Annotated in this window: 21 protein-coding genes and 1 pseudogene; 10 read left to right on the forward strand and 12 right to left on the reverse strand. The window is 49.8% G+C overall.

Annotation, left to right across the window (positions count from 1 at the left end; translation table 11 throughout):
* On the reverse strand, positions 1 to 999 hold a 999-nt coding region (locus ACKI61_RS14960), incomplete at its 3' end, for an electron transfer flavoprotein subunit alpha/FixB family protein (protein WP_407458458.1).
* A 3-nt stretch (positions 1,000 to 1,002) separates the two neighbouring features.
* Positions 1,003 to 1,884: an electron transfer flavoprotein subunit beta/FixA family protein gene (locus ACKI61_RS14965; RefSeq protein ID WP_072807907.1), complete on the reverse strand. Its 882-nt coding sequence runs from the start codon at positions 1,882 to 1,884 to the stop codon at positions 1,003 to 1,005.
* Positions 1,885 to 3,277: 1,393 nt separating this feature from the next.
* Here ACKI61_RS14965 and ACKI61_RS14970 point away from each other — a divergent pair.
* Positions 3,278 to 3,787: a hypothetical protein gene (locus tag ACKI61_RS14970; RefSeq protein WP_407458459.1), complete on the forward strand. Its 510-nt coding sequence runs from the start codon at positions 3,278 to 3,280 to the stop codon at positions 3,785 to 3,787.
* Between the two features lie 80 nt (positions 3,788 to 3,867).
* Here ACKI61_RS14970 and ACKI61_RS14975 read toward each other — a convergent pair whose 3' ends face one another.
* Positions 3,868 to 4,887 (reverse strand): Rpn family recombination-promoting nuclease/putative transposase, encoded by a 1,020-nt coding sequence (locus ACKI61_RS14975; RefSeq protein WP_407458460.1) that lies wholly within the window; start codon positions 4,885 to 4,887, stop codon positions 3,868 to 3,870.
* 403 nt (positions 4,888 to 5,290) lie between these two features.
* On the reverse strand, positions 5,291 to 7,192 hold the full coding sequence (locus tag ACKI61_RS14980) for a M6 family metalloprotease domain-containing protein (protein ID WP_407458461.1): 1,902 nt from the start codon (positions 7,190 to 7,192) through the stop codon (positions 5,291 to 5,293).
* Positions 7,193 to 7,363: 171 nt separating this feature from the next.
* On the opposite strand from ACKI61_RS14980, the gene pyrH reads away from it, so the two are divergent.
* Entirely contained in the window at positions 7,364 to 8,071 is a 708-nt protein-coding gene (pyrH, locus tag ACKI61_RS14985; RefSeq protein WP_173567294.1) for a UMP kinase, read from the forward strand.
* Between the two features lie 10 nt (positions 8,072 to 8,081).
* Here the strand turns inward: pyrH and ACKI61_RS14990 are convergent, their stop codons facing one another.
* Complete coding sequence (locus tag ACKI61_RS14990; protein WP_407458462.1) at positions 8,082 to 9,089, reverse strand: DUF4172 domain-containing protein; 1,008 nt, start codon at positions 9,087 to 9,089, stop codon at positions 8,082 to 8,084.
* A 217-nt stretch (positions 9,090 to 9,306) separates the two neighbouring features.
* Between ACKI61_RS14990 and ACKI61_RS14995 the strand changes: the two genes are divergently transcribed.
* Complete coding sequence (locus tag ACKI61_RS14995) at positions 9,307 to 10,149, forward strand: 50S ribosomal protein L11 methyltransferase (protein WP_407458463.1); 843 nt, start codon at positions 9,307 to 9,309, stop codon at positions 10,147 to 10,149.
* On the opposite strand, the gene ACKI61_RS15000 is transcribed toward ACKI61_RS14995, so the two are convergent.
* Together ACKI61_RS15000 and ACKI61_RS15005 are read right to left on the reverse strand one after the other, a co-directional pair.
* The gene (locus ACKI61_RS15000; RefSeq protein ID WP_407458464.1) at positions 10,146 to 11,321 is read right to left on the reverse strand and encodes a deoxyguanosinetriphosphate triphosphohydrolase family protein; all 1,176 of its coding nucleotides are present in this window, start codon (positions 11,319 to 11,321) and stop codon (positions 10,146 to 10,148) included. The genes ACKI61_RS14995 and ACKI61_RS15000 overlap by 4 nt on opposite strands.
* Positions 11,322 to 11,348: 27 nt before the next feature.
* Positions 11,349 to 13,649, reverse strand: coding sequence for a YgiQ family radical SAM protein (locus tag ACKI61_RS15005; RefSeq protein ID WP_407458465.1), 2,301 nt, complete (start codon positions 13,647 to 13,649; stop codon positions 11,349 to 11,351).
* Positions 13,650 to 13,999: 350 nt separating this feature from the next.
* On the opposite strand from ACKI61_RS15005, the gene ACKI61_RS15010 reads away from it, so the two are divergent.
* From ACKI61_RS15010 to ACKI61_RS15020, 3 genes are read left to right on the forward strand one after another with little or no spacing between them, the layout of a single operon-like run.
* Positions 14,000 to 14,494, forward strand: a complete 495-nt coding sequence (locus ACKI61_RS15010; protein WP_407458466.1) for a hypothetical protein — start codon at positions 14,000 to 14,002, stop codon at positions 14,492 to 14,494.
* Positions 14,495 to 14,512: 18 nt separating this feature from the next.
* Positions 14,513 to 15,790 (forward strand): hypothetical protein, encoded by a 1,278-nt coding sequence (locus tag ACKI61_RS15015; RefSeq protein ID WP_407458467.1) that lies wholly within the window; start codon positions 14,513 to 14,515, stop codon positions 15,788 to 15,790.
* A 27-nt stretch (positions 15,791 to 15,817) separates the two neighbouring features.
* Complete coding sequence (locus ACKI61_RS15020) at positions 15,818 to 17,770, forward strand: FISUMP domain-containing protein (protein ID WP_407458468.1); 1,953 nt, start codon at positions 15,818 to 15,820, stop codon at positions 17,768 to 17,770.
* Positions 17,771 to 17,851: 81 nt separating this feature from the next.
* On the opposite strand, the gene ACKI61_RS15025 is transcribed toward ACKI61_RS15020, so the two are convergent.
* Positions 17,852 to 19,273 (reverse strand): ATP-binding protein, encoded by a 1,422-nt coding sequence (locus ACKI61_RS15025; protein WP_297701812.1) that lies wholly within the window; start codon positions 19,271 to 19,273, stop codon positions 17,852 to 17,854.
* A 200-nt stretch (positions 19,274 to 19,473) separates the two neighbouring features.
* Here ACKI61_RS15025 and ACKI61_RS15030 point away from each other — a divergent pair, with 200 nt between their 5' ends.
* Positions 19,474 to 20,637 (forward strand): pyridoxal phosphate-dependent aminotransferase, encoded by a 1,164-nt coding sequence (locus tag ACKI61_RS15030; protein ID WP_407458469.1) that lies wholly within the window; start codon positions 19,474 to 19,476, stop codon positions 20,635 to 20,637.
* Positions 20,638 to 20,705: 68 nt separating this feature from the next.
* Here ACKI61_RS15030 and ACKI61_RS15035 read toward each other — a convergent pair whose 3' ends face one another.
* The 3 genes from ACKI61_RS15035 to rimO form a co-directional block, all read right to left on the reverse strand.
* Positions 20,706 to 21,524: a hypothetical protein gene (locus ACKI61_RS15035; RefSeq protein ID WP_407458470.1), complete on the reverse strand. Its 819-nt coding sequence runs from the start codon at positions 21,522 to 21,524 to the stop codon at positions 20,706 to 20,708.
* Positions 21,525 to 22,061: 537 nt separating this feature from the next.
* On the reverse strand, positions 22,062 to 22,751 hold the full coding sequence (locus tag ACKI61_RS15040) for an epoxyqueuosine reductase QueH (protein WP_407458471.1): 690 nt from the start codon (positions 22,749 to 22,751) through the stop codon (positions 22,062 to 22,064).
* Position 22,752: 1 nt separating this feature from the next.
* Complete coding sequence (rimO, locus tag ACKI61_RS15045; protein WP_407458472.1) at positions 22,753 to 24,063, reverse strand: 30S ribosomal protein S12 methylthiotransferase RimO; 1,311 nt, start codon at positions 24,061 to 24,063, stop codon at positions 22,753 to 22,755.
* 119 nt (positions 24,064 to 24,182) lie between these two features.
* Here rimO and frr point away from each other — a divergent pair, with 119 nt between their 5' ends.
* From frr to ACKI61_RS15060, 3 genes are read left to right on the forward strand one after another with little or no spacing between them, the layout of a single operon-like run.
* Entirely contained in the window at positions 24,183 to 24,716 is a 534-nt protein-coding gene (gene frr / locus ACKI61_RS15050; protein ID WP_407458473.1) for a ribosome recycling factor, read from the forward strand.
* A gap of 12 nt (positions 24,717 to 24,728) precedes the next feature.
* Positions 24,729 to 25,439: an isoprenyl transferase gene (locus tag ACKI61_RS15055; protein WP_407458474.1), complete on the forward strand. Its 711-nt coding sequence runs from the start codon at positions 24,729 to 24,731 to the stop codon at positions 25,437 to 25,439.
* A complete protein-coding gene (locus ACKI61_RS15060; RefSeq protein ID WP_407458475.1) occupies positions 25,432 to 26,313 on the forward strand; it encodes a phosphatidate cytidylyltransferase in 882 nt (293 codons plus the stop codon). The genes ACKI61_RS15055 and ACKI61_RS15060 overlap by 8 nt, the downstream gene beginning before the upstream one ends.
* A 53-nt stretch (positions 26,314 to 26,366) precedes the next feature.
* Here the strand turns inward: ACKI61_RS15060 and ACKI61_RS15065 are convergent.
* Positions 26,367 to 26,971, reverse strand: a pseudogene (locus ACKI61_RS15065) (hypothetical protein); the annotation flags it as partial.

Consider the following 26,971-nt stretch of genomic DNA (forward strand, 5'->3'; position numbering starts at 1 on the left):
GATCATCTTCGGGATGACCTCTTCGACGGTGCCGTTGATCACGTAGTCAGCGATAGCGTTGATCGGGGCGTCGGGGTCGGAGTTCACGGAGATGATGATTCCTGAATCCTGCATGCCGGCGAGGTGCTGAATCTGGCCGGAAATACCGCAGGCGATATACACCTTCGGGCGTACGGTCACGCCGGTCTGGCCAATCTGGCGGTCATGATCGGCAAAGCCCGCGTCGATAGCGGCACGGCTTGCGCCCACTTCGGCGTGGAGTTCCTTCGCCAGTTCGAACAGCATGTCGAAGTTTTCCTTGGAGCCCATGCCGTAACCACCGGCCACCACAATCGGTGCGCCCTTGAGGTTGTGCTTGGCCTTTTCCACATGGCGTTCCAGCACCTTGACCACGTATTCCGTTTCCGGCACGTACTTGGCCACGTCGTGCTTGATGACTTCGCCCTTGTAGTTTACGTCCACGATTTCCTTCTTCATCACGCCTTCGCGCACCGTCGCCATCTGCGGGCGGTGTTCCGGGTTCACAATCGTTGCGACGATGTTGCCGCCGAACGCCGGGCGAATCTGGCAGAGCTGGTTTTCGTAGAACTTCTTCACGCCACCGATGCTCATTTCGAAGCTGTCGATTTCGAGTTCGGTACAGTCGGCGGTAAGGCCGCTGTGCATGGCGCTGGAAATACGCGGGCCGAGGTCGCGGCCAATCACCGTTGCACCCAGCAGGCAAATCTGCGGCTGCTCTTCCTTGAAAAGGTTCACCACGAGCGATGCGTGCGGGTTGGTGGTGTAGGGGAAGAGCCCTTCGGCGTCAAACACATGGACCTTGTCCACACCGTAGGGGAACACCTGCTTTTCGATTCCGTCGAGGCCCTTGCCTGCGCAGATGCATTCGAGCTGAACGCCGAGCGTGTTGGCGAGCTTGCGGCCCTTGGACAAAAGTTCGAGGGAAACATCGACAACGGTCGTGCCCTCAATTTCGCAATATACAAATACGTTATTCATAGGCTAGCCAATAATCTTCCCGTCTAAAAGTTCCTTGATAAGTCCTTCGACGTCGGCGTCGCTTGCGGTGAGCGTGCGGCTTTCCTTCGCCTTGAACACGATGTTCTTGACAGCCTTCACGTTCGTCGGCGAACCGGCCTTACCGATCTGGGCAGGGTCTGCGTCGATGTCGGCGGCACCCCACTGCGGAATGTTCAGGTAGGGCTTCTTCGCGATGAGGGCTTCGTACTTTTCGGCATCTTCCGGCTTGCGTTCGGCAACCACGGTTGCGTTCTTGAACTTCATGAGGCGCTTTGCGTTGCGCGGACGGCACGGAGCAGCACTGCCGTTCACGGTCACGACCAGCGGGAGCGGTGCTTCCACCGTTTCCACGCCACCGTCAATATGGCGGCGGATAACGACCTTACGGGCCTTTTCGTCGAGGGAGAGGATTTCTTCGGCGTAGGTCACCTGCGTAAGTCCCAGCTTTTCTGCAATCTGCGGACCGACCTGTGCGGTATCGCCGTCGATAGCCTGGCGGCCACCGAGGATAATGTCGTAGTCGCCAATCTTCTTGACGGCCTGGGCGAGCGTGTAGCTCGTAGCGAGAGTGTCAGCACCACCGAGCGGGCGGTCCGTCACCACGAAACCCTCGTCGGCACCGCGGTACAAAGCTTCGCGGACGACTTCGGCAGACTTCGGGAGACCCATCGTCAGCACAGAGATGGTGGAACCCGGGAACTGGTCCTTCAAACGAAGGGCTTGCTCCAGGGCGTTCAGGTCTTCAGGGTTGAAGACCGCGGGCAATGCGGCACGATTGATGGTTCCCTGCTCCGTCATGGCATCGGGGCCCACGTTTCGTGTATCAGGTACTTGCTTAGCAAGCACAACGATTTTAAGACTCATAATTCTCTAATTAGGTTGTACAGTTAATTGCTGAAATCTTGCGACTTTGCAAAATTTACGGGGTATAAAATAGCATTTTCTCTCGAATGTCGTTCTCGGCTTGATTTGGAATCGCCGCATTCATCTGTAAATTATGTGTAAGAAAACTATAATAAATTCGTAATATGTTGTTTTGCCCAATGAGGGGGACGCCTCCCCCTGCTTGCAGCCTTGCCCCAGTGTCATCCTGAGCGAAGAGCCGCAGGCTCGTAGTCGATATACGAAACTTGGCTACTTGTAGCCTTAGTTGAGTTAGGTTCGTAGGAGCAGGATCTAGGGCAAGTCTTCCAGCACCCCCTCGCCTAGGTGGTTCCACCCCCTAAAACCCCCGGATGTCACCCCGGACTTGTTCCGGGGTCACCTTTCCATCCGAGAAAACGCTTAGCAAGCAACGCTCCGGCTCAGCCTGCTCCGCACGCGGACACATTACGGCCTTCGGCCTTTACTGTCCGCTTAGCGGCCAGGCATTCGCCGTCGCTTTAGCGCAAACGTGGTTCAAGCGATTCAGTAACGTGCAAGTGAGTGTCGCGACAAAAGGATGCAAGGCGAGATAGCGCAAAAAACTTGTTTTTGCATTATCGAGCCGCAGCTACGGACGTCGTAGACGTCAAAACGCTTGCGTTTTGGCATGACCGAACGCCGCCGTAGACGCCTTTAGGCGTCCATCTTGTAGTTGTTAACGCGCTTCTTGGAATTTTTCATATTCTTTTTGTTCTTAGACATAGGTTCTCCTTAGGGCATGCCCCTCAAGCCCTAATTTTATTGTTAAAATTTTTTTGTTAATTGACTAGTTTTTGGCCAAAGGATTATCTTCGTCCATTACACAACGGACAGAACGAAATGTTCTTCGTGTTATTTCTTTACCTGACAAATCAGCATTATTTGAAGTAGAGTAAAAATACACTGCTTTTGCGACATTACTTTCCAAAGCAGAAGGCATCCAAAGCGCAGTATAAACATCTGGTTGCAAAATGAAAGCTTTTCCACAAACACCCTTGAATTTCCTAAACTCATTAGGTATATTGTAAATACGCCGGTTTATGAGAGCGTTGCCGGGCTTTCACCTGTTTAGTGCTAGCTCCAGAGTTAATATATTCACCTTCAGAATAAGGATAAGGCAATGGCTGTTCGTTCAAAATCGGCTTGGTTCCCAAGTAATAAGCATGTCGTGGTTCCGCCTTCGCAGGTTGAAAGGGTCCTAAAATACCTTAGGGGCGAAATTAAAGTCCCGGTGGTTGATCGTCCGATTACATATAAGTCATCTGCCAAATAAACAGATGCTTGATGCAAATCATTTTTCTCTACTTCCTTGCACAAAGGAAGATATTTCGGCTATTGCCTCACGGGGAGTTTCATGAATAAAATAAAACTTTTAGGTGTTAATTGCGAAGGGAGCATGCGTCTCTGGCGCGGGCCCGAAGTGAAAATCAGCGTGTTCGCGTCGCGGCATTTTGATACAGATGATAGTCGCCTTGTGCAATGGGCGGCAGAGATGGGAGAAAGGCATCGGTGCCTTGTAGGAACGTTCCATTCTAAGGCGGAGCAGCGAATTTTGAATGTCGCGCTAGAAAATGGGGCGTTTGCGGTTTGGCTCCGTGGATGTTCGCTTCCGAATTCCTATAGCGGTCCGTTATGGAATGCGATGGCCGAAGACCGGATGCTTGTGGTTTCGTGTTTTCACATGAAGCACCACACGCGGGATACAGCACGATATTGTACGCATTTGGCTGCCATGTGCTGTAAACGTCATGCATATTTCTTGAAGGATGATGATTCTCTGCTGGCTCCGTGTTGTCGCAAGGCTATCTCGTGGAAATACGATGTTCAGGTGTTTAACGAAGATTGTGCCTGCAAAAATGTGTAGAATGATATGAGGCAAAAAAGCCGGTCTCTTGCGAGGTCGGCTTGTAGTAGTATTAGAATGTAGGCGAAATTGAATGCAGGTTACAGGCTTTCGATTTCTTCCTTAGAAAAACCTGTCCTGCGGATAATAACGTCCATAGGGACGCCGTCTTCACGCAAGCCCTTTGCTATTTCGCGCTTTTCCTTGTCGGCTTTGGCTCGTTCGGCTTTTTCACCTGCGGCAAAGCCTTCGGTCTTGCCGTCAGCGTAGCCTTCAGCCTTACCCTCGGCGAATCCTTCAGCCTTGCCCTCGGCAAAACCGAGTTCACGGCCTTCCGCGAGTCCTTCTTCGTGTTCTGCTTGCAAGTCCGTCATGTTCTTAACCTCGACATTAAAAAGCTCTTCTGCAAAGTTAATCAATTTTACGGAATCCATCAACTTCTGGAAGGTCTCGTTCTGCAGAATCTTTTCAGGCGCACTTTCTTCCTTGACAATCGCCTTGATGGCGCGGAGCCACTGGGCGGCATCGGAGTGGTCGTCCTTGGTGGTCCCGGCGTTTTCGAGCTCGAAGAACTTGTCGATTTCCACGAAGACCTTCTGGATCTTGGGGAAGAACTTCTTGCCGTGGCACATTTCGTCTACGTGATGGATGTACTCGGCGGGTTCTTCCGGGAACATCTCGAAATCAAGGAGCCCGAGGAAATAGATGCGGGGGAGTTCGTACTTTTCGCTCGTGTGAACCTGGTTTTCGATGACGCGGGAGAGGTAATACTGCACGCGGTCCTTGAAGAACTTGTCCTTCTTCTGCTGGACTTCGACCAGAACCTTTTCCCCTGCGTTGGTGGTGCCGATGATGTCCAGGATGCAGTCCTTCTTGGTAAAGATGCCGGGGTATTCCTGCATTTCGAGCGAGATGCTCTTGATGGCGTCGCCGTCATGCAGGTCGAGCATGGCGTTCAAGAGCGAAATCAGGAGTGAATGCCCCTTTTCTTCGGCGAATACGATCTTGAAAACGCCGTCGCACAAGAGGTAGGCGAACTTGTAAATCTGCTGGTACTTGAGCAGGTTCTTGCTGTCGATTCTCATAGCCTCGAGCATGGCCAAATGTTGTGTACGGTTCATATTAACATTCCCGGTACGGGAATCTCCTATGGGTTGTTTAACGGTTGTAGTCTGCAAACAACCAAGAGCGGAGAGGTGCACAAGGAATGGATTATATTTTCGCAGAGCACCATCAACAGCCTGCCCCAGAGGGCTTTGGCCATTTGCAAACCAGTTGAACGACTGATTTTTTACGTCCGCGTTTTGTGGCAGACGGTGCTCTACGTTGATAGCCAAGGGGCCGGTTCCCCTCAGGGCAACTGTCGCGATTTCAAGCGTGTCAAGGCTTGCGAAGGGCGACGACCTCAAGCAGATAGTGGAACTTCCCGCCCGAATCGAATACGCTGTCAGCGGGATTGACTGCTACTCTGCGATTAAATATACAATAAAGCCGTGCGAAAAGCAATAGGTGTGACTTTCACCCCTACTTCGCCACTTCGACATACACGCCCTTGGGCAAATCGGGGAGTGCTCCGTTAGCGTTGCGTACTCCGACGGGCTTTCCGAGCACATTGAATATCTTGCTGCCGGGCTTGCCGTATTTTGCCTTGCGCAGGTTGGTGATGACGGTGGTGCCGCCTTCGATTGTCACCTTGATTTCGAAGGTGACCTGCTTGCTCCCATAAACGAGGGCCTGCCTTACGGTGAAACTTTCCCCGCCCTTGACCTTGTTCGGCATGTGGCCGATTTTTGTGGTCATGGTCGTGAGGTCCACGTTGGAGAACACAATGCTGGTGCCGTTCGGGTCCCAGGCAACAATTTTGCCGTCCTTGTCGAACCAGTGGCCGGTGCCTTCACCGGTAGTATTGCTGTCGAGTTTGCCGTTCGGTTCTACGCCGTAGAATTTCACTTTGTCTTCAATTTCGGTGCGCTTGATGCCGAGAATGCTTGCGACTTCGCTGCCGTTCAGGTCGAGTGTTACGGGCGCATAGTTGTCGCTTATCGGGAGTGTCGTTTCGAGCGCGATTTTCTGGATGGTGATTTCAGCGACGCTGCTGGAACTTGCCACTGTCGACGAGCTGGACGAGGGCTCTGAACAGTTCTCGCCGATGCAGAACGTGAGCGTTTCGCCGGGTGTGCCGATGTCAGTAATCTTGAGGCCTGTCTTGGAGCCGTTATACCAGCGGATAGCGGGGTAGGTGTCATCTGAAAATTCCGGATAAGTTCCGCTCATGAAGAACGTGTTGGCGGTGCTACCCGGGCTTGGCCACTGGTCGCCGGGATTGTCGCTTGATTTTCCCGCCGCGCTGGCATGCACGATTCGGAGTCCCAGTTTGTCTGCAGCGGAATTGCCTTCAATCGAAAAATCGTAGTGTTGCATCATGAGTCCGCTTCCGGCGAGTACCTTGTCACGGCCCGTGTTACGCACGTAAGACCAAACTAAACCTTCCTGGTTCGGCCTTGCGGGGTTCTTGTAGCGGTAGCAGAATTCACCCGGTTTCGTGACTTCGAGGCCTGTTACGTTGTCTACATCTTCGCTCGTGATGTCCACGAACGGAATCCAGCCCTGGTCTGCACGGTAGAAGTCGTTTATCGCCACCGGGTTCAGGTCGTTCGCGCGGTTGCCCATGGTGCAGTAATCGCCGTACCAGTAGAGGTCCGGCCAGCCAAAAATCATGTGTCCCGATTCATGCACAAAGACATATATCGAAAACTTGCCCGGCATGTCCGTCATCTGATGGTGCGTGAGCCGGACTCCATCGCGCCTTTCGCTGGACCATCCGGAATGCGGCCAGAGCCCCTGACCCCAAGTTTGCCCGGCGCCGGCGTATACGATGTTGATGGCTTCGGTAGTGCCGTCCTTGTCGTTGTCGTAGCGCGAAAAATCAACCTGAGAATCGAAATACGCGAATACTTCTTTCATGAGCGAGTCTGATCCCGTGTATCCTTGCTGGCTCTCGTACCAGGACTTGGGATGTTTTGCGCGGTACCAGCCGTAGACTTCGTTCGTGAGGTCCAACTGCCCGTTGGAAACGTCGAGGTAATAGTCGCGTACAGAACCGTTGCAACCATCCCTATTGAAGCCTTCCTTGTTCAGCCATTCCTCGACTTCGTCCACTGTAACGGGGGCGGGCTTGTCCGAGAAATCGACGAGGAGCGTGAGACTGTAGATTTTGCCCTTGGGGGCGGCGTAGTGGCTCTGGGTTGTGACCGCGGTCGTTTTCATGAGGGCGCGGCTTTGGGGTGCCCCGCGGGAATTGTCGAACGTGGGCCTTGCCTCGGCGGGCCATTCCTGGACGCGCTTCCCCTGGTACACGATGTCGGCAAAAAGCGTTGTCGGGAGCGCTAATGCGATAAGACCATAAAGTAAAAACTTGTTTTTCATAAACATTCCATTTTTTAAACCACCGTATATGGAAATACATTTTTTTGCGGCGAGTGGAACTCTTTGTCCGTTTTTTATTACATTTCCTATGAATAAAAACATTAACCCTAGGATGTTACCAGAGTTTCCTTTCACGGGCTACTTCTGACTTCCTACTTCCTACTAAAAATTATGTCCAAATTCAAACGCATTCTTCTCAAGCTCAGTGGCGAAGCCCTCGCAGGCGAAAAGGGCCACGGCATCGACAACGTCATTCTTTCTGACATGGCGTCCGAAATTGCCTCCATCGTCAAGCAGGGCGTGCAAGTCGCGCTCGTGATTGGCGGCGGCAATCTCGTCCGCGGCATTTCTGCTTCTGCAGGCGGCATGAACCGCGCCCAGGGCGACGCCATGGGCATGCTCGGCACCGTGATGAACGGCCTTGCTATGCAGGACGCCCTCGACAAGCAGGGCGTTGACTCTGTTGTGATGTCCGCTATCCGCATGGAACCGGTTTGCGAATTCTTCGACCGCCGCAAGGCCCTCAAGCTCCTCTCCGCTGGCTCCGTCGTGATTTTCTCCGCCGGTACGGGTAACCCGTTCTTCACCACCGACAGCTGCGCTGCGCTGCGCGCTATCGAGAGCGAATGCGACGTGATCATGAAGGCCACCAAGGTCGACGGCATCTACACCGCAGACCCGGTCAAGGACCCGACAGCCACCCGCTTCGACGACATCAGCTACAAGGAAGTCATTTCCCGCGGCCTCAAGGTCATGGACACCGCAGCGGTCGCTCTCTGCATGGAAAACAACATGCCTATCTTCGTCTTCAAGATGGAAAAGGGTAACCTGACTCGCGCCGCCGTTCAGGGCGACCTCGGCACGCTGGTGCACTGCTAATTTCAAACGGTTAAATCAAACTGTATTTCTGGCTTCGTCCGCCCTTGTTTTCGGGGCGGACGATTTCTTTTCGAATCAAGTCCTGGATGTCGCGAAGTGCGGAATCGTGGCTCGTGCCGGTAAAGGCGGCCACCTCTTTTACCGAGAATACGGCCGGCAGTTCTCCATTCCAGACGGCTTCGATAATCATCCTTTCGCGCCCACTCAAGTCGGCCTGCTGGTTCTTTTGCAGGAATTGCACTTTTTTCAAAGTGGCTGCAATTTCTTTTTCGCGGTTTTCGATTGCGCTCTTCAGGGCCTGCAGGAACCATAGGATCCATTCGGTCAAGTCACCGTTGCCGGCCTGCGCCTTTGAAAGAATTTGTATGTAATTGTCGCGGTCGTTTAAAAATTGTTCGTTGAGCGCGTACTGGCAACGAGTCGTGTTTTCGCTGCGGGTGAGTAGCATGGCGGTGAGTGCGCGGGCGATGCGTCCGTTGCCGTCTTCGAATGGGCGTATCGTTAAAAACCAGAATTGAGCGATGGCAGCCTTGATGGCGCCGTCCTGAGGATCGTTTTCGAACCAGTCGACAAAACGTTCCATTTCAAGCGGGATTCGTTCAGGACTTACTCCGGTGAAAGCCCCTGCAAGGCTCTCTTTGGCCCTAAAGTTCTTTACCTTGTTTTGGCCAATCGCGGCGTGCCATGCAAAAATTCTATCCATGGTCAGCGGCTGTTTTGCATTTTGAATGGCACCGACAAAATTTCGGATGTCGCTCCTAGCTGCATTCTTCTTCTGGATTTCCTCGACGACCATTTGCGTGTCCAGCACGTGGCCGTCCATAGCGAAGTTCGCGACAATATCTTGTGCAAGAGTCAGCACCTCAGATTCGGGGGAACTTGTTAAGTCGACGGTGCTGATGAGCGCGCCTTCTTTTAACCGCGTCTGTCCTAAGGCAGCGAGAATGCTTTGGGCGTTGTAGCGGAACCGTGTCCAGTCGGGGTACTGGTGAATGAATAGCGGCTTGGTCTTGATCATTTAACGCAAAATATACGTAGAAAGGAATGGCTTGTGGGTTCCAAGTTGGAATGTTCCAAGCTGGAAACTACTTTTTTGTGTTTTTTGCTCGTTTTTTTCTTTTGTTGTTTAATTTTGTTTACGCAAAGATAAATGGGTCCAAGCGATTTCAGGTGTTTGCGCTTGGTATAGAGGTTCGGGCGGGGTGCCGAACCTCTCCTTTTTTTACTTTTGGGCTATGCAGAAAATAGATACTTGGTATAAGGCGGAGGGGTATTGCCCTGCCGAAGAATTTGAAATCGCAAGCTACCTGCTTTTCGAAGCCGGCGTGGCGACACTCGAAGAATTGGACCCGAAGGCCGATGGCCGCACGGACTTCTGCTTTTGTACCGGTGACAAGGCCGAACGCGACCGTATCGTAAACGAATTTCCGCAGTATCATTTTGCTGTTAGCGAAGAACCCGCGAAGGATTGGGACAAGTGGTGGCGCGACCGTGCGCAGCCGGTGTCTGTTTCCCCGCATTTGTGGGTGCGTCCGCCTTGGGTTGAATTTACACCTGACGATCCCAAAGCCGTGGTGCTTGAACTTGAAGCCAAGACCGCTTTCGGTACTGGCGAACACGATACCACAAGTAGCTGTGCGACTTTGATGGAATCGATTGATTTTAATGGTAAGACCGTGCTTGATATCGGAACGGGTACCGGCATTTTGGCCATGTACGCCCGACGCTTGGGCGCAAAGCTTGCCGTGGGTACCGAAATTGACCCGCTCACGATCCCGTGCATTGCCGAAAACTTTGAACGCAACGGTTTCAAGGAAAGCGACTGTATTTTGGGATTCCTGGATGCATTCAAGGAGGGTGCGAAGTTCGACGTGATTCTCTGCAATATGATTCGCAGCGAACTCTGGCCGCTCCGCGACGACATTGAAGACTTGCTCGCCGATGGTGGCGAACTCATTATTTCGGGACAGCTCCTGACCGAAAAGGATTACATCCTCAAGTGGTTCGAAGAAGTCGGCTTCAAGGTGAAAGTTGAACGCGAAAGTGGCGAATGGTGGAGCGTGCTTGCACACTCCTAGTGTGAATCAGAGAAATTGATTCCGAAAGATTTGGGGATGACGATTTCCTTGTAGGTGTTCATCAAGAAATCGTCCGTCATTCCGGAGACATAGTCTGCGACGACGCGTGGCTTGGAAGTTTTGCCCTTGTATGCTTCGTTCATCGAATTGAACCAGTGGTTGATTCCGGTGACTTTCTTGGAAGAATCAAGTTCTTCCATGCATTCCTCTAGAACGGTTAGGAACATCGTCTTGATCTTTGCATCCTGCGAAGATTTCTTCGGATTGAGGTAGATGTTCTTGTAGTTCCATTCTTTCAGCTGATTCAGTGCGTCAAAGACGGTCGGCGAGAAGGATAGTGTTTCTTTGTCGATGCTGTTATTGACAATATCGACGATGAGCGTATTGACGATATCGCCGTTTTTGTTGCCGAGTACATCCGTGATTTCTCGGGGTATGTCTTCGCGCTTCACCAACTTCAGTATGATAGCGTCTTCGATGTCGCGGCCGATGTAGGCGATGACATCTGAAATTCTCATGACGCATCCTTCCAAAGTCATGGGGACCATCGCCTTTGATTTGAGTGACCCGTTCAAGCTATTCTGGTATTCTTCCAGAAGTGTTTCAGGGGTCTTGCTGCGGTTGCAGCCGTAGTGGTTCTGCAGAATTTCTCCGTTGTGGCAGATGATTCCATCGAGGACCTGTGCGGTCAAATTCAGTCCCTTGCCGTAGGCCTCTATGTCGTGAAAAAGCCTGAAACTTTGGACATTGTGCTCAAAGATACCTTCGTTCTGCTTCTGAAGGAATTCCGACAAAATGCGTTCCCCATCATGGCCGAAGGGTGTGTGTCCGACATCGTGCCCGAGCGAAATGGCTTCGATCAGGTCCTCGTTCAGGTTCAAGAATCGGCCGATGGTCCTTGCAATTTTGGAAACAAGTTGCACATGGAGTACGCGGTGTGTGATGTGATCGTTTTCGACGAGGTAGAAAACCTGCGTCTTGTCGATGTAACGGCTGTAGCAGTAGGAATGGATGATTCTATCCGAGTCATGAAAAAAATTCGGACGGATGTCTTCGGATTCTGCGTGAAAGCGAAACGCGTCTGCAGATTTGCAGGCATAGGCGGCAAGGGATTTTTCCTTGTCCTTTAGGCGCGCGTCAATATATTCTCTTGTTGCTGCGTTCCATTCCATAGTAAAAATCCTAGTTGATGGGAAGGACTATTTTCCGCTGCGCATTGAACTGAACTGCACCGGAGAATTGCTGCGCTTGTCGTTTCCGCGCGGGTTGCTGCGGTTGCTTTGATTGCCGCCCCCGCGGTTGTTTGACTTGCTGTTGCGAAAATCGCGACGGTCGCCGCTGTTGAATTTGCGGTCGCTGTGGAAACTCTTGCGCTGCTCACCGTTGCCGAAATTGCTGTTGCGGTTGTCGTCACGGAAGTTGCGGCGTTCGCGATTGTCTTCGCGGCGCCCTTCGCGGTTGTTGCCGCGGTTTTCACGAGAATCGCCGCCGTTGTTTCCGCTGTTGCCGAACTGTGCTGCGCGCCTCTCCTTGCGGGCGGAGTTTTCCCAGCGGCCCTTGTCGCCGGATTTCTGCGGCACGATGGTGACGGCGCGCTGTTCGCGTTTCTGCTGTTCGCGCTCGCGGTAGACTTCGTTTTCTTCGCGTTCCTTGCTCGGGAAGAATTCCTTGCCTTCGGCTTTTGCGCTGCGGCTCAGCAATAGGCGGCCAATCTTGCCGAGTTTCAGGCGCTCGAGTGTGGCGCGAATCTGCGGGCGGTTTTCGGGAATGTACCAGAAGAAGAACTGGCGCTGGCTCCGCTTCTGTTCCGGCGTTTTCGCCACGTAAAGCGGCTTTCCGTCCGGCGTCATTTCGCTGTAGAACATTTCGGTTGCAATCGTCATCGGTGTCGGCGTAAAGTCCTGCACCTGTTCCAGCTGGAATCCGAGCTGCTTTGTCTCGAGTGCAAGTTCCGCCATGTCGGCTTCGGTACATCCGGGGTGGCTACTGATAAAGTAAGGAATAATCTGCTGGCGCTTTCCGATGCGCTTGCATTCGTCGTCAAAGAATTCCTTGAACTTGTGGAACAAGGTAAAGCTCGGCTTGCGCATCAGCTTGAGCACTGCATCGCTGGTATGTTCCGGGGCCACCTTCAGGCGCCCGCTCACATGATAATCAATCAGTTCGCGGGCGTATTCCTCGTGGTCGCGAATCAGTTCCTGGTCGTCGGTTTCTTGCAGCAGCATGTCGTAGCGCACGCCGCTTCCAATGAACAGGTGCTTTACCTTCGGGTGGTTGCGCACTTCGCGGTAAAGTTCCAGGAGCTCGTGGTGATGCGTGTCCATGTTGTCGCAGACTTTCGGCGTCAGGCAACTGGGGCGTGCGCACTTTTGGCAACGGCTTGGGTCGCGGCCGCGCATGTTGTACATGTTGGCGCTCGGGCCGCCCAAATCGGTGATGGTGCCGGCGAATCCGTCCATCTTCGTAATCAGATCGACTTCGCGCAAAATGCTTTCGCGGCTGCGGCTTGCGATGAACTTGCCCTGGTGAGCGTTGATGGCGCAAAAACTGCATCCGCCAAAACAGCCGCGGTGCGTGTTGATGCTGAATTTGATCATGTCGAACGCAGGCACGTTGCCGCGTTTCTTGTAACGCGGGTGCGGTTCGCGGGCGTAAGGGTATTCGAAGCTCTCGTCGAGTTCGCCGTATTCCAGCGGCGGGTACGCGGGGTTGATCACCACGGTTTGTTCCGCGACATCTTGCAGAATGCGGCGCTGGAACCACTTGTTGCATTCAATGTCCACCTTGCGGCAGTTCTCGATTTGATTGCGCTTATTGGCGAGGCATTCCTCGTAGCTTGCGAGGCGCAAGTCTTCCCACTGCTTGGTCGTCGGGATTTGTCCCTTGGGCGCGAGGTAGGCCGTCTGCGGAATCGAATGCAGACTTGAAAACGGTACGCCCTTCTTCAAGAGCCGCACGATTTCCTTGAGCGGCTTTTCGCCCATGCCGTACACGAGAATGTCGGCCTGCGTATCGAAAAGGATGCTAGGCTTAAGTCTGTCGCTCCAGTAATCGTAATGCGTCACGCGGCGCAGGCTCGATTCGAGTCCGCCAATCAGCAGCGGAACGTCGGGGTAGAGCTTCTTTAAAATCTTTGCGTACGTGTAAGTTGCGTAATCCGGGCGGAAACCCGCCTTGTTTCCTGGTGTAAAGGCGTCGTCGCTGCGGAGGCGCTTGGCGGCGGTGTAGTGGTTCACCATGCTGTCCATGCCGCTAGAAATCGCGAAGAACATACGGGGCTTGCCGAGTTTCTTGAAATCGCGCAAGTCGTCGCGCCAGTTCGGCTGCGGAAGGATTGCTACGCGCAGGCCTTCATGCTCGAAAAGGCGACCGACCACGGCATGCCCAAAGCAAGGGTGGTCCACGTAGGCGTCCGCGCTAATGATAATCACATCGACATAGTCCCAGCCGAGTTCCTCCAGGTCTTCTTTGCAGATGGGTAAAAAGCGCGGATCGTACATAAGAGACAATTTAGAAAATAAGCTTTTAAGTCGTTGCGAGGAGCCGTAGGCGACGCGGCAATCCATATTTGATCTAAGGAAAAAATTTGATTTTGACTAAAATCTCATTTTCGTTGATTTTTAATCAAAAACACCATATTTTTATTACTTTGTAGTAAATTGTGTTACCTTTTCCAATATAATTTTAGGCATTTTTGTTGCCTTTTCCAACATTTGGCTTTTTGAGACCCTCGCGCTGTCTCTTTTTGTAAAAATTTCGCCAAAAAAAGGCTTTTTTCGCAAAAACACTTGACATTGTTTTTTTTTGTTTACATTTGGTGTAAGAAAATTAACATTATAGGATGTGCCTTATGGAAATTGTCTCTCCGATAATATCAAGTGCTATTAGTTTCGCGCTCGGGAAGGCGTATAACTGGATTGCGGAAAGGAAAAACAAAAAAGCCGATATCGAAGAAATTCGGAAATTTGTGGAAGATTCCCGCACGAAGGAAACATTCCAGAAAATTGAATTTGAAAACGGCTGGTATGGAATTGAATTTCATGGTACAAAATTCGAAAACGATGTCGATGATTTCTTGATGTCGCTCACGCTTTATTCCGTGTCATACAAGGAGAAGGATTCCAATCCGTTTATGGTGTTGCTTGGTCACATGCTGGTCCAGACGCTAAAAAATTTTGATATGCAGACGTATCTGTACAACCTGCGTAATTTTACGCTAAGAACGAATACACCGAATCCCTATGCACCATTGATTGAATGGGGCAAGAATGCCGACGTTCTTGGTAAAGACTTCTTTGACGAAACAAACAAGTCTGGTCGTTACGTGAAAACAATGAATTGGTAAATATAAAGGAGATAATTTATGCGAAATTATTTGTTCAAGATATGTTTGAGTGTGTCATGCTTTGTTGCTTCCGTTATGGCAGTCAATCTTCAGAATGTCCAATTGGATGGTAGCTTTAAATCAAAGCAAAAATCGATTGCTAGATTGAAATCGGATGTAGAGGCAAATGAGGAAATAGATGCCTCGAGAAAAGCACGTTTGTTGCAGGATATTCAATCGATAGAAGCAGATTTTTCAAATTGGAATGCTGTTGAAGAAACCTGCCCAAAGACCCCCCAGAAAGAGCTGCTTAGCGACGAATGCGAGGAGTTTTATGATGATGCTTGGCCTAAGCTAAAAGTCAGGATTAAGATGGCTTTTATCGATTTCAAAATCGCACAACTTGATGCGGTTAAGAAAAGCGGAGACCAACGAAAGTTTGTTAAATCTTGTATAGAAAATATTGGTTCAACGGATTTTCACTTGTCAAATTATGAGACCGGAATAAAACTTGGTTTAAAAGAAGAACTCCTTGAAGATGGATATCGTGTAAAATATTATGTGAGTGCTGTTGGACCAAAAAAGTCTATGACAGAGGTTTGGCTTGATAGTCTTGGTAAACGGTGCTTAGATGTGTTAGTTGATAAAACCAGAAAATCGCCGGAACGATCTCGTGATGACGCAATTGGAAAACCAACTTATTTTTGGTCGGATTATGCAATCTCGGCATTGGTGAAATTTAATGAAAAAAATTCTTCTGGTAAATATTACCTTCAATGGTGGAATGAAAGTTTTTTCCGATCTTATTGTGATGAGAAAAATCCGCCAAAGAATTACCCGCGAAAGAAGGGGGATAAAGATTATGAAGAATGTATGGCTCTTAATAACGAAATGAAGGAAAAATTCCACTTTATAAACTGGGGCGATAAAGTAATTGTGTCATCAAACAATTCTATGAATTATTCCTATTACCTGAATGGTCAAGAGATTTATTCGTGCAAAAAGGAAAAGAAATCTATTGTTAATGTCCTTGGTTTTGCCAAAAGTCCTGATGGCGAAGATCTTTTAATGGACGCATCTGGAAGAGCTACGGCGATGACTTGCTCCTGTATCAATGGCTTCTTTTATAAAGAAGATAGCGGTATACGTAAATGTTCTGGGTCCATTATTGTCTCCGATGATGAAATAAAAAGAGGCTTGCTAGGGACGATGATTTGGAATGATCAGGGTAAAATAAAAGGTACTGAATCTAATTGCGATGATCCGACCCTTACCCCGAAAGAACAAAAGAAATGTAAACTGCGAGCTGGAAAATGATGCGTAAAAAAAAGTGATGGGCGAAATATGCCATTGAAAATTGCTTTATGCTTGCTTGCATTTATGGTTTCTTTTGCGGCTGCAAAAGAAACCAAATGTCAACGGTCTTATTCGAAATCGCGGGTAATCATAGAGACTGTTTTTGTGGAAGGCTTTTATGAGTGTGATGACGGTACAAAACTTGATAATGTTGATTGCGGACATTGGACAAAAAGTTTTGAGTCTAAAAAAACATGCCCTCTTTTTTTAATAAAAGAAAAATATATTGGTGAAAAGAATGTAAAAGATGAAAAAAGGAAAAGGGAAACTGAGGCGTGGTCGAAAAATTTTGAGGCCGCCAAAAAGAAAGCACGTGATACAAGACAACATGAATTAGATGTCTTTCGAGGTAAATTTAAAGATGACCGTGATGGACATGTCTACAAAACTATTCAAATAGGTTCCCAAGTATGGATGGCCGAAAATATCCAGTTTAAAAAAGACTCCTTCTTGTGGGAAGATGCTTTGAAGGCTTGTCCTGATGGTTGGCATTTGCCCAGTAAGGCCGAATTTGAAATTTTATTTATTGAAACAGAAGGACTCCTTCCAATCAAAGATGATTTCTTTTCCACTGCAGAAGGAAAAGAACTAAAAGGTGTTTGGAGTTTTCAGAGGGTCAAAAAAATTGATGTCCTTAACTGGTATGGGTTTAGTGCAAAGCCAAATATTGTGAGGGCGGGAGAAAAACGTGCTGCATTTTGGAGTTCTACTCCGACCGATAGCAATCCCGATTTTGCTTATCATATGTTTTTGTCTTCTGACGGTAAGACGTATTTTATTACGGATAATGTAGATTTAGATAAGCTGATTGCTCCGATACAGAAACAAGAAAAGTTGGCTGTCCGATGTGTTCAAAATAATGAATATGCTTACACAATCGGAACTCTGGTTGATTCCCGTGACGGTCAAAGCTATAAAACTGTTACCTTGGGCAATCAAACATGGATGGCGGAGAACTTGAATTATGAACATTCTAGTGGCTATTGTTATGAAAAAAATCCGCATAATTGCATTAAGTATGGCAGAATCTACAAGGGGTATGGAGGTTGGGGAATATCTAAATATGATCTTTGTCCCAAAGGATGGAAAATTCCTAGTGTAGAGGATTTTAATTCGTTGTTTGCTTTTGTGGGTGGGAAAAAAATTGCAGGTGCCGTGTTGAAATCAAAAAGTGGTTGGCCAAACGACGGAAATGGGCTTGATGCTTATGGATTTTCCATTTTGCCTGCAGGTTGTGTGAGTAGCGTGACGAGCAACAATGCCGACGAAACTTCTTTTTGGACATCAGGGAAAACAGGTTTTGGAGATGTAATAACTGTTGGGTTTAGCAGAAATCCTGGAATAGGTGGTTGTGAACATTCTTTTTCTGATAATGGTTTTTCTGTTCGGTGTATTAGGGAGTCGCATGACAACTTCGCCGACAACAATCGGCAAGGGAGTGAAACGGCTGCGAAAAGTGTCTCTGGAAATCTAGACTTGGATACAGTTTCTTCCCAATATGATTCTTTTGTTGATCCAAGAGATGGTAAGAGCTACAGGATAATGTCTTTTGATCTCTCTTATAACATTCAATCAAATTACGATTCTAAAGGAGAAAAGCAAATAAATGAAACTAGAACCCGACAAACATGGTTTGCCGAAAACTTGAATTATAGTACGGGAACTAGTGATGATAAGTGCTTCAATGATAAACATTACAATTGTAAAAAATACGGACGATTCTATAAATGGGGGGCTGCCCAGTATGCTTGTCCCGATGGGTTCCACCTGCCTACAGAAAGTGATATCAGAGTCTTTCAGTCTAATGTTTTCAAAAATACAGTAAAAAATGATGCTTGGAGGGAGTATTATTGGTTGAGTAATGGAAAAACGTATCCCTATCAGGACTATTCGCGCAAAAAGGAATTTAATTTGGTCCGTTGCGTCAAGGACGCAGAATAATCCTCCCCGCCAAAGCTGGGATACAAGAATTTGAATCCGCACAACGCCAGCCCCAATCATCGGGCTGGCGTTTGCTATTCCTTAAAATAAGCAATCCGCAGTCAGTTTGACGGCGACAGATTCCGAGTATTGGTTCTTCTTCAAGGGGCTTGCCGTAATGAGCGTTTTGAAGATGCCTTTGCGTGTCTCTGCTTCGTTGAGGAATGCGGCAAAACGGCGTTCCATCTTGTTGTATTCCGTCTCGCTAAGGGCGTAATCTGTTTCGGAATATTTTAGCTCGCAGAGATTGATCATTCCGTCTGCGCGGTCGATTATCAGGTCTATCTGAGCCGGTGTCTTTTTGCTTTTGCTTCGCCAGGAGTATTGCTGTGTCGAAATTCCGTCTATCTTGAGCGCGGCCTTGATTTGCTGTACGTGGAGCAGGCAGACTTTTTCAAACGAAAGCCCTAGCCAAGTGTTTATGACAGGGGTGTTGATGTGGTTTTCCAAAAAGCGGCTGTCGCCCTTTGCCTTGTCATTGAAATATAGGTGGAACAGGGTAAATGGGTCGATGAGTTGGTAGATTCCGCTGTTTTCCTTGATGACTTTTTTTTCTCGCACCATGTATTTTCGGATAAAACCGCATTCTACCAGATTTTGCAATTGTTCGGAGAGCGTTCCTCCTTTTTCGGATTTCATAGCTTCGATAAGTTCTTTGCGCGTCATGCCTTGCTTCTTTTGAGCGAGGGTTTCCACGATTCGCATGTAGGGCTCTGCCGCATTGAACAGTGTTTTGAAAAGTCGCTTGTACTCGCGGCGCATTTCTCCATTTTCCGAGAAATAGAGCCTGTCTATGTTTTGTGCGAGACTCTCGCATTCGTCGAAAAGGCTGAGGTAATAGGCGACTCCGCCTGTGAACATGTACGACTGCAAAATCATTTGCCTGGTCCAGGTGAAATTTTTGGACTGCAGGTATTCTTCGGTTTCTTTGAGCGTAAAGGGCAAAAGCTTTATTTCGTGTGTAATCCTGTTGTGGAGTCCTCCCTTGCTATCAATAAGGTTCTTGATCATCCAGGAGGTTGCCGAACCGCATACGATGAGTTTGAAGTTGTCTTGGTTCCCGGCCCAACTGTTCCAAAAATGTCCGAGGGCTTTTGTGAATCCGGACCCTTGCGTGTCAAGGCTTGGAATTTCGTCGATGAAAACGATGCAGGGTGACTCTTTTGAAATTTTGCTTGATAATGCCTTGCGTAGTTGCGAGAACGCTTCCATCCAATTTTGGGGGCGCTCATTGGTTTCATATCCGAAGATGTCCATCGCGTCTAGGAATGCGCTTATTTGTTCGTCCTTCTTGCCGTCTAAGACGCCTGTCATTGAGAAGGCGAATCTGTCCTTGAATGTCTGGTTGATAAGGAATGTCTTTCCTACGCGACGGCGACCGTATAGGGCGATGAATTCCGCGTTTTTAGAGGCGACGTGGCGCTCCAGCAGCTGAATTTCGGTATTTCTTCCAATGATGCTCATACTGTTAATCTATAATATTTTTCGCCAAAAGTCAACGAAAATACGAGTTTTGGCGAAAATTGTGTATGTTTTTCGCCAAAAGTCTACTTAAATACGAGTTCTGGCGAAATATGTGACCCGCTTCGGTTATGTCAACATATTAATTATCCAAAACGGATAATCTGATTCGGATAATTTATGAAAATTCTACATTTACTACCATGAAGCCTTTAAGCAGTCGTACGGAACATTTTACGGAATCGGTCATTCGCCACATGACGCGCATTGCAAACGTTTGCGGTGCCATCAACCTTTCGCAGGGCTTCCCGGACTTTGATCCGCCCAAGGCCTTGCAAGACCGCCTGGCCGAAGTCGCCCACACGGGCCCGCACCAGTACGCGCTTACGATTGGCGCCCAGAATTTCCGCGAAGCGCTTTCCAAGAAACAGGAACATTTCAGCGGACTCCGTTACGACCCGCAAACCGAAATGGTCATCACTTGCGGCAGTACCGAAGCCATGATGATCACGATGATGTCGGTCTGCAATCTGGGCGACAAGGTGGTCATCTTTTCGCCGTTCTACGAGAATTATACCGCCGATACGATTCTGAGTGGGGCGACTCCGATTTACGTGCCGCTCGATCCGCACGATTTTACCTTTGACGCAAACGTCCTCGAAGATGCCATGAAACAGCCGGGCGTGAAGGCGCTCGTACTTTGCAATCCGTCGAACCCGAGCGGAAAAGTCTTTACCCGCGAAGAGTTGCAGATTATTGCGGACCTCGCCATCAAATATGATTTGTATGTAATCACCGACGAAGTCTACGAACACATCGTGTTTGCGCCGCACCGTCATACTTATATTGCGACGCTTCCGGGCATGCGCGAACGTACCATCGAGTGTTCTAGCCTTTCCAAGAGCTATTCCATTACGGGCTGGCGCCTGGGCTATGTGCTCGCTGCTGAGCCCATCATGAACTGCATCAAGAAAATTCACGACTTTACGGTGGTGGGCGCCGCCTCGCCGCTGCAAGAAACTGCACTCACCGCCCTCAATTTTGGCGACGATTACTACGCAGAACTGCAGGCGCATTACACGCACATGAAGGAAATCTTTACCGGTGGCCTGCGCAATCTGGGCTTCAAGTTCACCGAGCCGCAGGGCACGTACTTCGTGATGATGGATATCAGCGAATTCGGCTACAAGTCCGATGACCAGTTCTGTATTGACCTCGCGCAAAAAGTGGGTGTCGCCGCAGTGCCGGGTTCCAGCTTTTTCCGCGAACCGGTGAATCACCTGATCCGCTTCCACTTCGCCAAGAAAGACGAAACTCTAATCGAGGCATTGAGTCGCCTGGAAAGTCTTCGTAAGAAACTTCTATAAGTCGATTTCCGGTTATTCTAGCTTTCTTTTATGTCGTTGCGGCTTGCCAAAGTTCATGCGAATAATGGCTATGAAAAGTTCGCCTTGATACAGGTTTGCACCTGCTTAAGATTAAGTGGCGTTTCGGCGGTCTCAAAAGTTGCGATGAAATTTCTGCCCAGAACATAGCCGTTTTCGTTGTATCGTAAAATTTTCTGAATGGCAACATCTGCGTAATCGTGATCACTCATCATGCCGAAATGTTCCCAAATAACTTCTGTGTGGGTGCGTTTGTCGAGACAGGTGAAGTCAGGGTAAAGTGTTCCCCACCCCCTGATGCTTGTGGGGAATTCATAGCGGAAGGGAATGCCAGCGCGGTTGAGCGCGTCCGCGATGATGACTTCGGATTTTGAGCGGACGCGCACGCCCGTGCTCGTGTAGAATTCGGGAGCATTGATTTCGAAAGGCTTACCTGTATAGGGGAAATGCAACCAACTTGCAACGAAATCGTCGTCGGTTTCGCGCACGGGCGTCACCAAGGCGCGGCGTCCGGGATGCAACTTTGCGAATAATTCGTCGACTACATTCGGGCGGTATGCTGCGAGAAATGCATCGATGATAGCTAGTTGCTTCTTGATAGTTTTCGATGCCGCCTTATTGTAGTCGCGCTGGGCGATTGTTCGCGCTTTGCGGATGTCTTTACGTGGAATAAATGTCCCGTTATGGTCCCCCTTTTCATTTATGATGTAATATTGAAAGCTGTTTTTTCTGGTAAGAACCCGCAGGCTTTCCTTCGGGTGTTTCGCTGTATACTTTATTGTCCCGAGAAGCGATTTTAAATAGTCCCGTTCCGCTACAATTTCTGCCATGTCAATTTTTTTTGTGCTGTAATTTTTTACGGTGTCCATATGATTCTCCTTGGTAGGGAAAAATACAAACAAAAAAGGATCATTTTGCAAACTGTATTTTGCAAAATGAAAAGCCGACCACGGTTAAGGCATGCCGAATGGCTCTTTAAATAGGGGTGTTTTATGATGACGGCATATAATTTTGATTTTTTTTGTTAATTATATGCCTCTGCTGAAAAACTCATCATTATCGCGGGCTTTTTTGAGGCTGAAAAACGGGGGTGATGCATATAAAAATGCTATACAGCGACTTTTTATATGCCTTGATACAGCCTCCTGGTGATGTTTGGAGAGAAACTCACAAGGGAAAGGCATATAAAAGTTTTATTTTGCCGAAATTATATGCCGCCTATGCTGTTTTTTTTACCAAAATCCGATTATTTTGTTCTGAATTCCGCGTAGGAGGCATATAAATAATCATTTAAATGAAAAATATATGCAAACCAATAAATTGCGGGGCTTATCATGCGGTATTGAGGCACCCTATAGTCATCTTTGGTTGTTAATCGGCGGCATCGGCGTCCTTCGCCGAACATTTCATTGCGCCGCAGCGCTGTCTTTAGCTGCATCATGCGCTTCGACATCGCGCTTCTCCGCATCCCGCTTTTCCGCGTCGCGGCGCGAGTAGACGCAGCCGCAGTAATTCTGTCGGTATAAATTGTATTCCGCCGAAAGCTGGATGGAGCGCTTGTAGCCGCCCTTCTTCTTGAAGTCGCTGGGGAGTCGCTTGATTCCGTAAATATCGCACTGTTCCTGCACCACTTCGTTCAGCACCTGCGCATTCTTCATGGGGCTGATGGTGAGCGTGGTCGTAAAGTATTCGCAGTTCAGTTCCTTCGCGAGCCTAGCCGATTCAGCGAGGCGAAGCTCAAAACACTTGCGGCAGCGCGCACCGCCTTCGGGTTCGTTTTCAAGTCCGCGAACGGTGTCGTAGAATTTTTTCGGGTCGTACTCGCCTTCAATCAGCGTGACCGGATGCTTCGTCTTGAATTCGGCGACGAACCGCTTGATTTCTTCGACGCGGTGACGGTATTCTTCGTCAGGCGCGATATTCGGATTGTAGTAGAAAAGCGTAATCTTGAAATACTGCGACAGGTATTCAATCGTGTAGCTGCTGCAGGGTGCACAACAGGCGTGCAGCAAAAGCGTCGGCACTTCGCCGGTGCGTTCCAGCCTGCGGATAATGTAATCTAAATCCCGCTGATAATTGTGCTTGGGTTCTTCCATCTTACAGCAGCTTCACAATGAGCTCGTGCGGCTCGGCGTCCACCACCAGCGCATCGCGGAATTCGCCCACGTCGGCATCACCTTCCAGCACCTTCACGATATCGTCGTTTTCCATCGAGTTGCCTTCGGTGCGTCCGTAGAAGTGGTATTCGCTTTCTTCGGCAATCTGGTCGATAATAATGCGGACCGTTTTCCCGATCATCGCCTCGGCATGTTGTGCATCGAGTTCTTCTTGCAAGTCGTTTACCGCATCGAGCCTTGCGCGTGCTTCGCTTTCGTCGACCGCAGGCAAGTCCATTTCCATCACGGGCGTGCCTTCTTCGGGACTGAATACGAATCCGCCCAAGTGATCGAACAGGATGTCTTCCAACAGCTCCATCAGTTCTTCAAAGTCCTCGTGCGTCTCGCCGGGGAACCCGACAAGCACCGTGGTGCGCAGCGTAACGCCCGGAATACGCTCGCGAATCTTGTGCAGAATGTCCACGAGTTCTTTCTTGCGGTAGTTGCGCTTCATATTCTTGAGCACGTTGTCGCTTGCATGCTGGATCGGCATGTCCACATACTTCACGAGGCGTGGCTCGTTTGCCATCAGGTCCAAGAGTTCATCGTCGACAAACATCGGGTACCAGTAAAGCGTGCGGATCCACGGGATGTTCGTGTTGTCGAGAATCGCGCGTAAAAGTTCCGCGAGCGTGCCGCCCTTCTTGCCCTTTTCGCGGCCGAAGTAGGTCGTGTCCTGGGCAATCAGCGTGATTTCCTTGACGCCCTGTGCTTCAAGTTCTTTGGCTTCTTCTACAATGTCTTCGATGCTACGCGACACCTGCTTGCCACGAATCAAGGGAATGGCGCAGTAGGCGCAGCGGCGGTTACAGCCTTCGGCAATCTTTAGGTAGGCGTGGTGCTTGAATCCGCCCAGGTTCATACGCGGCAGGTTTTCGGCATCGCAGCTCTGCGGGGCGACAATGCCCATTTTCTTCAAAAGTTCACCCGGTTTGTAGGTGCCAATCCAGTAGTCAACTTCAGGGATTTCCTTTTCGAGTTCCTTGCCGTAGCGGCCAGAGAGGCAACCAGACACAATCAGCTTCTGCTTCGTTTTTTTGCCGTTAATCTGCGAGAGAATTGCATTGATGGATTCTTCTTTGGCGGCTTCGATGAATCCGCAGGTGTTCACCAGAATGTAGTCCGCCTTGGCGGCGCTGTCGCAGGTCACAAATCCGGCGTTTAGCATTTCTCCGACCAGGTTCTCTGCATCGACCTGGTTCTTGGCGCATCCTAAGTGGACAACGAAAACTTTGGGCTTTTTTGTGGGCATATTGCCAAATTTAGAATTTTCTCTTGTAAAAGCTCTTTTTATTTGGAATTTGCAATTTCAATTATCTATATTTCGCAACTAGTAACTGATAACTAAAAACTATTAACACGCAAAGAACTATGGCAGAATATACCGAAAAAATGGACAAGGCCATCGAGGCCACCGAACGTGAATTTTCCAAGATCCGCGCAGGCCAGGCTAGCCCCGCTATCCTGAACGACGTGCGTATCGACTACTACGGCACTCCGACCCCGATTTCCCAGGTGGCCAAGGTTTCTGTTCCGGAACCGCGCATGCTGCTCGTGTCCCCGTGGGAAAAGACCATGGTGGATCCGATCGAAAAGGCAATCCTTGCTGCAAACATCGGCCTTACCCCGATGAAGGACGGAAATTGCATCCGCGTGAGCCTCCCGATTCTTACGACTGAACGCCGTCAGGAACTTGCAAAGATTGCCCGCAAGCATGCCGAAGAAGGCCGCGTGGCAATCCGTAACATCCGCCGCGATGCTAACGACGCCCTCAAGAAGAACAAGGAACTGCCCGAAGACGAAGTCAAGAAACAGCAGGACGAAATTCAGAAGGCTACCGACAAGGCTATCGCAAAGATAGACGCTCTTCTGGCCGAAAAGGAAGCAGACATCCTCAAGGTGTAGTCCGGGGCGTTCGTGGCAAATCAGCTTAGACATGTCGCTATCATAATGGATGGTAACGGGCGTTGGGCCCGTAGCCGTGGTCTCGAGCGATTCTTGGGTCACCGCAAGGGGACCCAGGCGACTATCGATGCGGTCGAAGTCGGCGTAAACCTGAAGCTCGAGCACATGACGCTTTACGTGTTCAGCTCCGAGAACTGGGGCAGACCGTCCAAGGAAGTGGATTACCTGATGAACCTCCTGATCGAGATGGTGGTGAAGGAAATCCCCGACCTCATGGAAAAGAACGTGAAGCTCACGGTGATTGGCAACATGAACCGTTTGCCCGAGAAGCCGCGTGCAAGCCTGCAGTCCGCCATCGACAAGACGGCGAGCAACACGGGCATGCAGCTTAACCTTGCTATTTCTTATGGTGGCAGGCAAGAAATCGTAGATGCCGCAAAGTCGATTGCCGCGCAAGTGGCGTCGGGGGCGCTCAAGCCCGAAGATATCGACGAGAACCTGTTTGCCAAGAATTTGTACTTAAAGGGGGCGCCCGATCCGGATCTCGTCATCCGCACGGGTGGTGAATTCAGGCTTTCGAATTACCTGCTTTGGCAGGCCGCCTACAGCGAATTCTATGTAACGGATACGCTGTGGCCCGACTTTACCAAGGAAGAATTCTTGAAAGCTGTCGAATTCTTCAACACTAGAGAGAGACGTTTTGGGAAGGTGTTGCATGAGTAATCTTGCGCAGCGTTTAATTACGGCGTTTGTCGCCATTCCAATTGTATTTGCATTGCTGTGGTTTAACGACTATAGCCGCATTGGCCTTATGTGCTTCATCGCCGCCGTCGGTGCCTGGGAATGGGCCGGCATGGCTTGCAAGATGTACAAGGGTCCCGATACCCGCTACCTATCGTTCGCCGCATCCCTCGCGCTCACGATTGCATGGGCGCTTTCCAAGGGTGCGTATTTCGGACTTCCCGCCGTGCCCTACGTGGTGGGCATGACTTTCCTCGTGATCTTTGCAATCTACATCGGTGTGGCTTTTGCGAAAGTTGAAATCGATCACCTGTTCCCGTGGCTCGTGATGCAGCTTGGCGCCCCACTCTATGTGGGCCTCTGGGGCGGCATGAACGTACTCATGATGGGTAACGGCCAGGGTTTCGAACACTGCTATCCGTTTATCTTGGTCATGACTTCGTGCTGGCTCTGCGACACGGTGGCGTATTTCTTTGGAAAGTTCGCGGCGGGCAAGGGTCCCTTTGGTCGTCACCTGTTTGCACCGAGCATCAGCCCGAAAAAGACTTGGGAAGGTTCCGTCGCAGGTTCTGTCGCGACTATCGCCTGGGTCGCTTACTGGGCCAAGTGCAGTGCTGCTCTCGGGTGCTTTAATGTGGATATCGACTGGGCGAAGGCGATTGGCCTTGGCCTCTTGGTAACTGTCGCGGGGCAGGTGGGCGACCTCCTGATGAGCGCACTCAAGCGCTGGAGCGGCACCAAGGATTCTGGAAACTTGTTCGTGGGTCACGGTGGTGTGCTTGACCGTTGCGATTCCTTCTACCTCGCAGCTCCGGCACTTTATCTGCTTATGGATTTCTTCCAGAAGATTGCGTAACGCAAACGAAGAACGAAGTGGAAAATTTGAAGGCGGGCATTTGTCCGCCTTTCCTATTTCTTAATTCCATGCTCTGCCATGTAGATGGCAAGGTAGTCGATGACGCCGGAATCGGCGCCTTTCACAGGGATGTAGCGCAAGTTGTTTTCACCGTCGATGATGACGGCGAGTCCTGCGATGTAGTTTATCCAGTGGTAGTCTTCGTGGTACTTGAGTGCGACTTTCCCTCCGGAGCCGAATACGGCCAAGGGCATGACGAATATGTCGTGCGAAACCATGATGCTTACTCGTTTCCACTTGGGCAAGTTCTTTAGGATGATGGTCTGCATGAATTCCTCGGTGCGGGGAGCAAGTTCGTAGAATGCATCGGGATAGGGCTCTCCGTAGGCCCAGTGGGCCATAAGTTCCACGGAGCTTCCCTTCATGCCGAGCCCTGTCGCGTATTGCGCAAGCGAATCCGCAGAAATTTTCAGAAACCAGTTGCCGGTGATGTCGTAGTTCGTGATGAGTTTTGGCGGGTTCGCTTCTCCGCGCCCCTTTGATATGTTGTTCGCAGTCTCGTTCGTGCGCACGAATCCCGAGGTGATGTAGCTGAATTCCTCGTCGCTCTTGAGTGTTGCTCCCAAATCCTGTGCCATCTTTACGCCGTTTGCGGTGA

Origin of the sequence: Fibrobacter sp., assembly GCF_045601785.1 — a bacterium.
GTDB lineage: Bacteria > Fibrobacterota > Fibrobacteria > Fibrobacterales > Fibrobacteraceae > Fibrobacter.

What these genes read in the sequence shown, in the direction of transcription:
- ACKI61_RS15020 (WP_407458468.1), top strand. Translation starts at nt 15,818, where the DNA reads ATGCCATTGAAAATTGCTTTATGCTTGCTTGCATTTATGGTTTCTTTT.
- ACKI61_RS14995 (WP_407458463.1), top strand. Translation starts at nt 9,307, where the DNA reads ATGCAGAAAATAGATACTTGGTATAAGGCGGAGGGGTATTGCCCTGCC.
- ACKI61_RS14980 (WP_407458461.1), bottom strand. Translation starts at nt 7,192, where the DNA reads ATGAAAAACAAGTTTTTACTTTATGGTCTTATCGCATTAGCGCTCCCG.
- ACKI61_RS15005 (WP_407458465.1), bottom strand. Translation starts at nt 13,649, where the DNA reads ATGTACGATCCGCGCTTTTTACCCATCTGCAAAGAAGACCTGGAGGAA.
- ACKI61_RS15035 (WP_407458470.1), bottom strand. Translation starts at nt 21,524, where the DNA reads ATGGACACCGTAAAAAATTACAGCACAAAAAAAATTGACATGGCAGAA.
- ACKI61_RS15010 (WP_407458466.1), top strand. Translation starts at nt 14,000, where the DNA reads ATGGAAATTGTCTCTCCGATAATATCAAGTGCTATTAGTTTCGCGCTC.
- frr (WP_407458473.1), top strand. Translation starts at nt 24,183, where the DNA reads ATGGCAGAATATACCGAAAAAATGGACAAGGCCATCGAGGCCACCGAA.
- ACKI61_RS14965 (WP_072807907.1), bottom strand. Translation starts at nt 1,884, where the DNA reads ATGAGTCTTAAAATCGTTGTGCTTGCTAAGCAAGTACCTGATACACGA.
- ACKI61_RS15060 (WP_407458475.1), top strand. Translation starts at nt 25,432, where the DNA reads ATGAGTAATCTTGCGCAGCGTTTAATTACGGCGTTTGTCGCCATTCCA.
- ACKI61_RS15000 (WP_407458464.1), bottom strand. Translation starts at nt 11,321, where the DNA reads ATGGAATGGAACGCAGCAACAAGAGAATATATTGACGCGCGCCTAAAG.
- ACKI61_RS14970 (WP_407458459.1), top strand. Translation starts at nt 3,278, where the DNA reads ATGAATAAAATAAAACTTTTAGGTGTTAATTGCGAAGGGAGCATGCGT.
- pyrH (WP_173567294.1), top strand. Translation starts at nt 7,364, where the DNA reads ATGTCCAAATTCAAACGCATTCTTCTCAAGCTCAGTGGCGAAGCCCTC.
- ACKI61_RS15040 (WP_407458471.1), bottom strand. Translation starts at nt 22,751, where the DNA reads ATGGAAGAACCCAAGCACAATTATCAGCGGGATTTAGATTACATTATC.
- rimO (WP_407458472.1), bottom strand. Translation starts at nt 24,063, where the DNA reads ATGCCCACAAAAAAGCCCAAAGTTTTCGTTGTCCACTTAGGATGCGCC.
- ACKI61_RS14975 (WP_407458460.1), bottom strand. Translation starts at nt 4,887, where the DNA reads ATGAACCGTACACAACATTTGGCCATGCTCGAGGCTATGAGAATCGAC.
- ACKI61_RS15025 (WP_297701812.1), bottom strand. Translation starts at nt 19,273, where the DNA reads ATGAGCATCATTGGAAGAAATACCGAAATTCAGCTGCTGGAGCGCCAC.
- ACKI61_RS14990 (WP_407458462.1), bottom strand. Translation starts at nt 9,089, where the DNA reads ATGATCAAGACCAAGCCGCTATTCATTCACCAGTACCCCGACTGGACA.
- ACKI61_RS15015 (WP_407458467.1), top strand. Translation starts at nt 14,513, where the DNA reads ATGCGAAATTATTTGTTCAAGATATGTTTGAGTGTGTCATGCTTTGTT.
- ACKI61_RS15030 (WP_407458469.1), top strand. Translation starts at nt 19,474, where the DNA reads ATGAAGCCTTTAAGCAGTCGTACGGAACATTTTACGGAATCGGTCATT.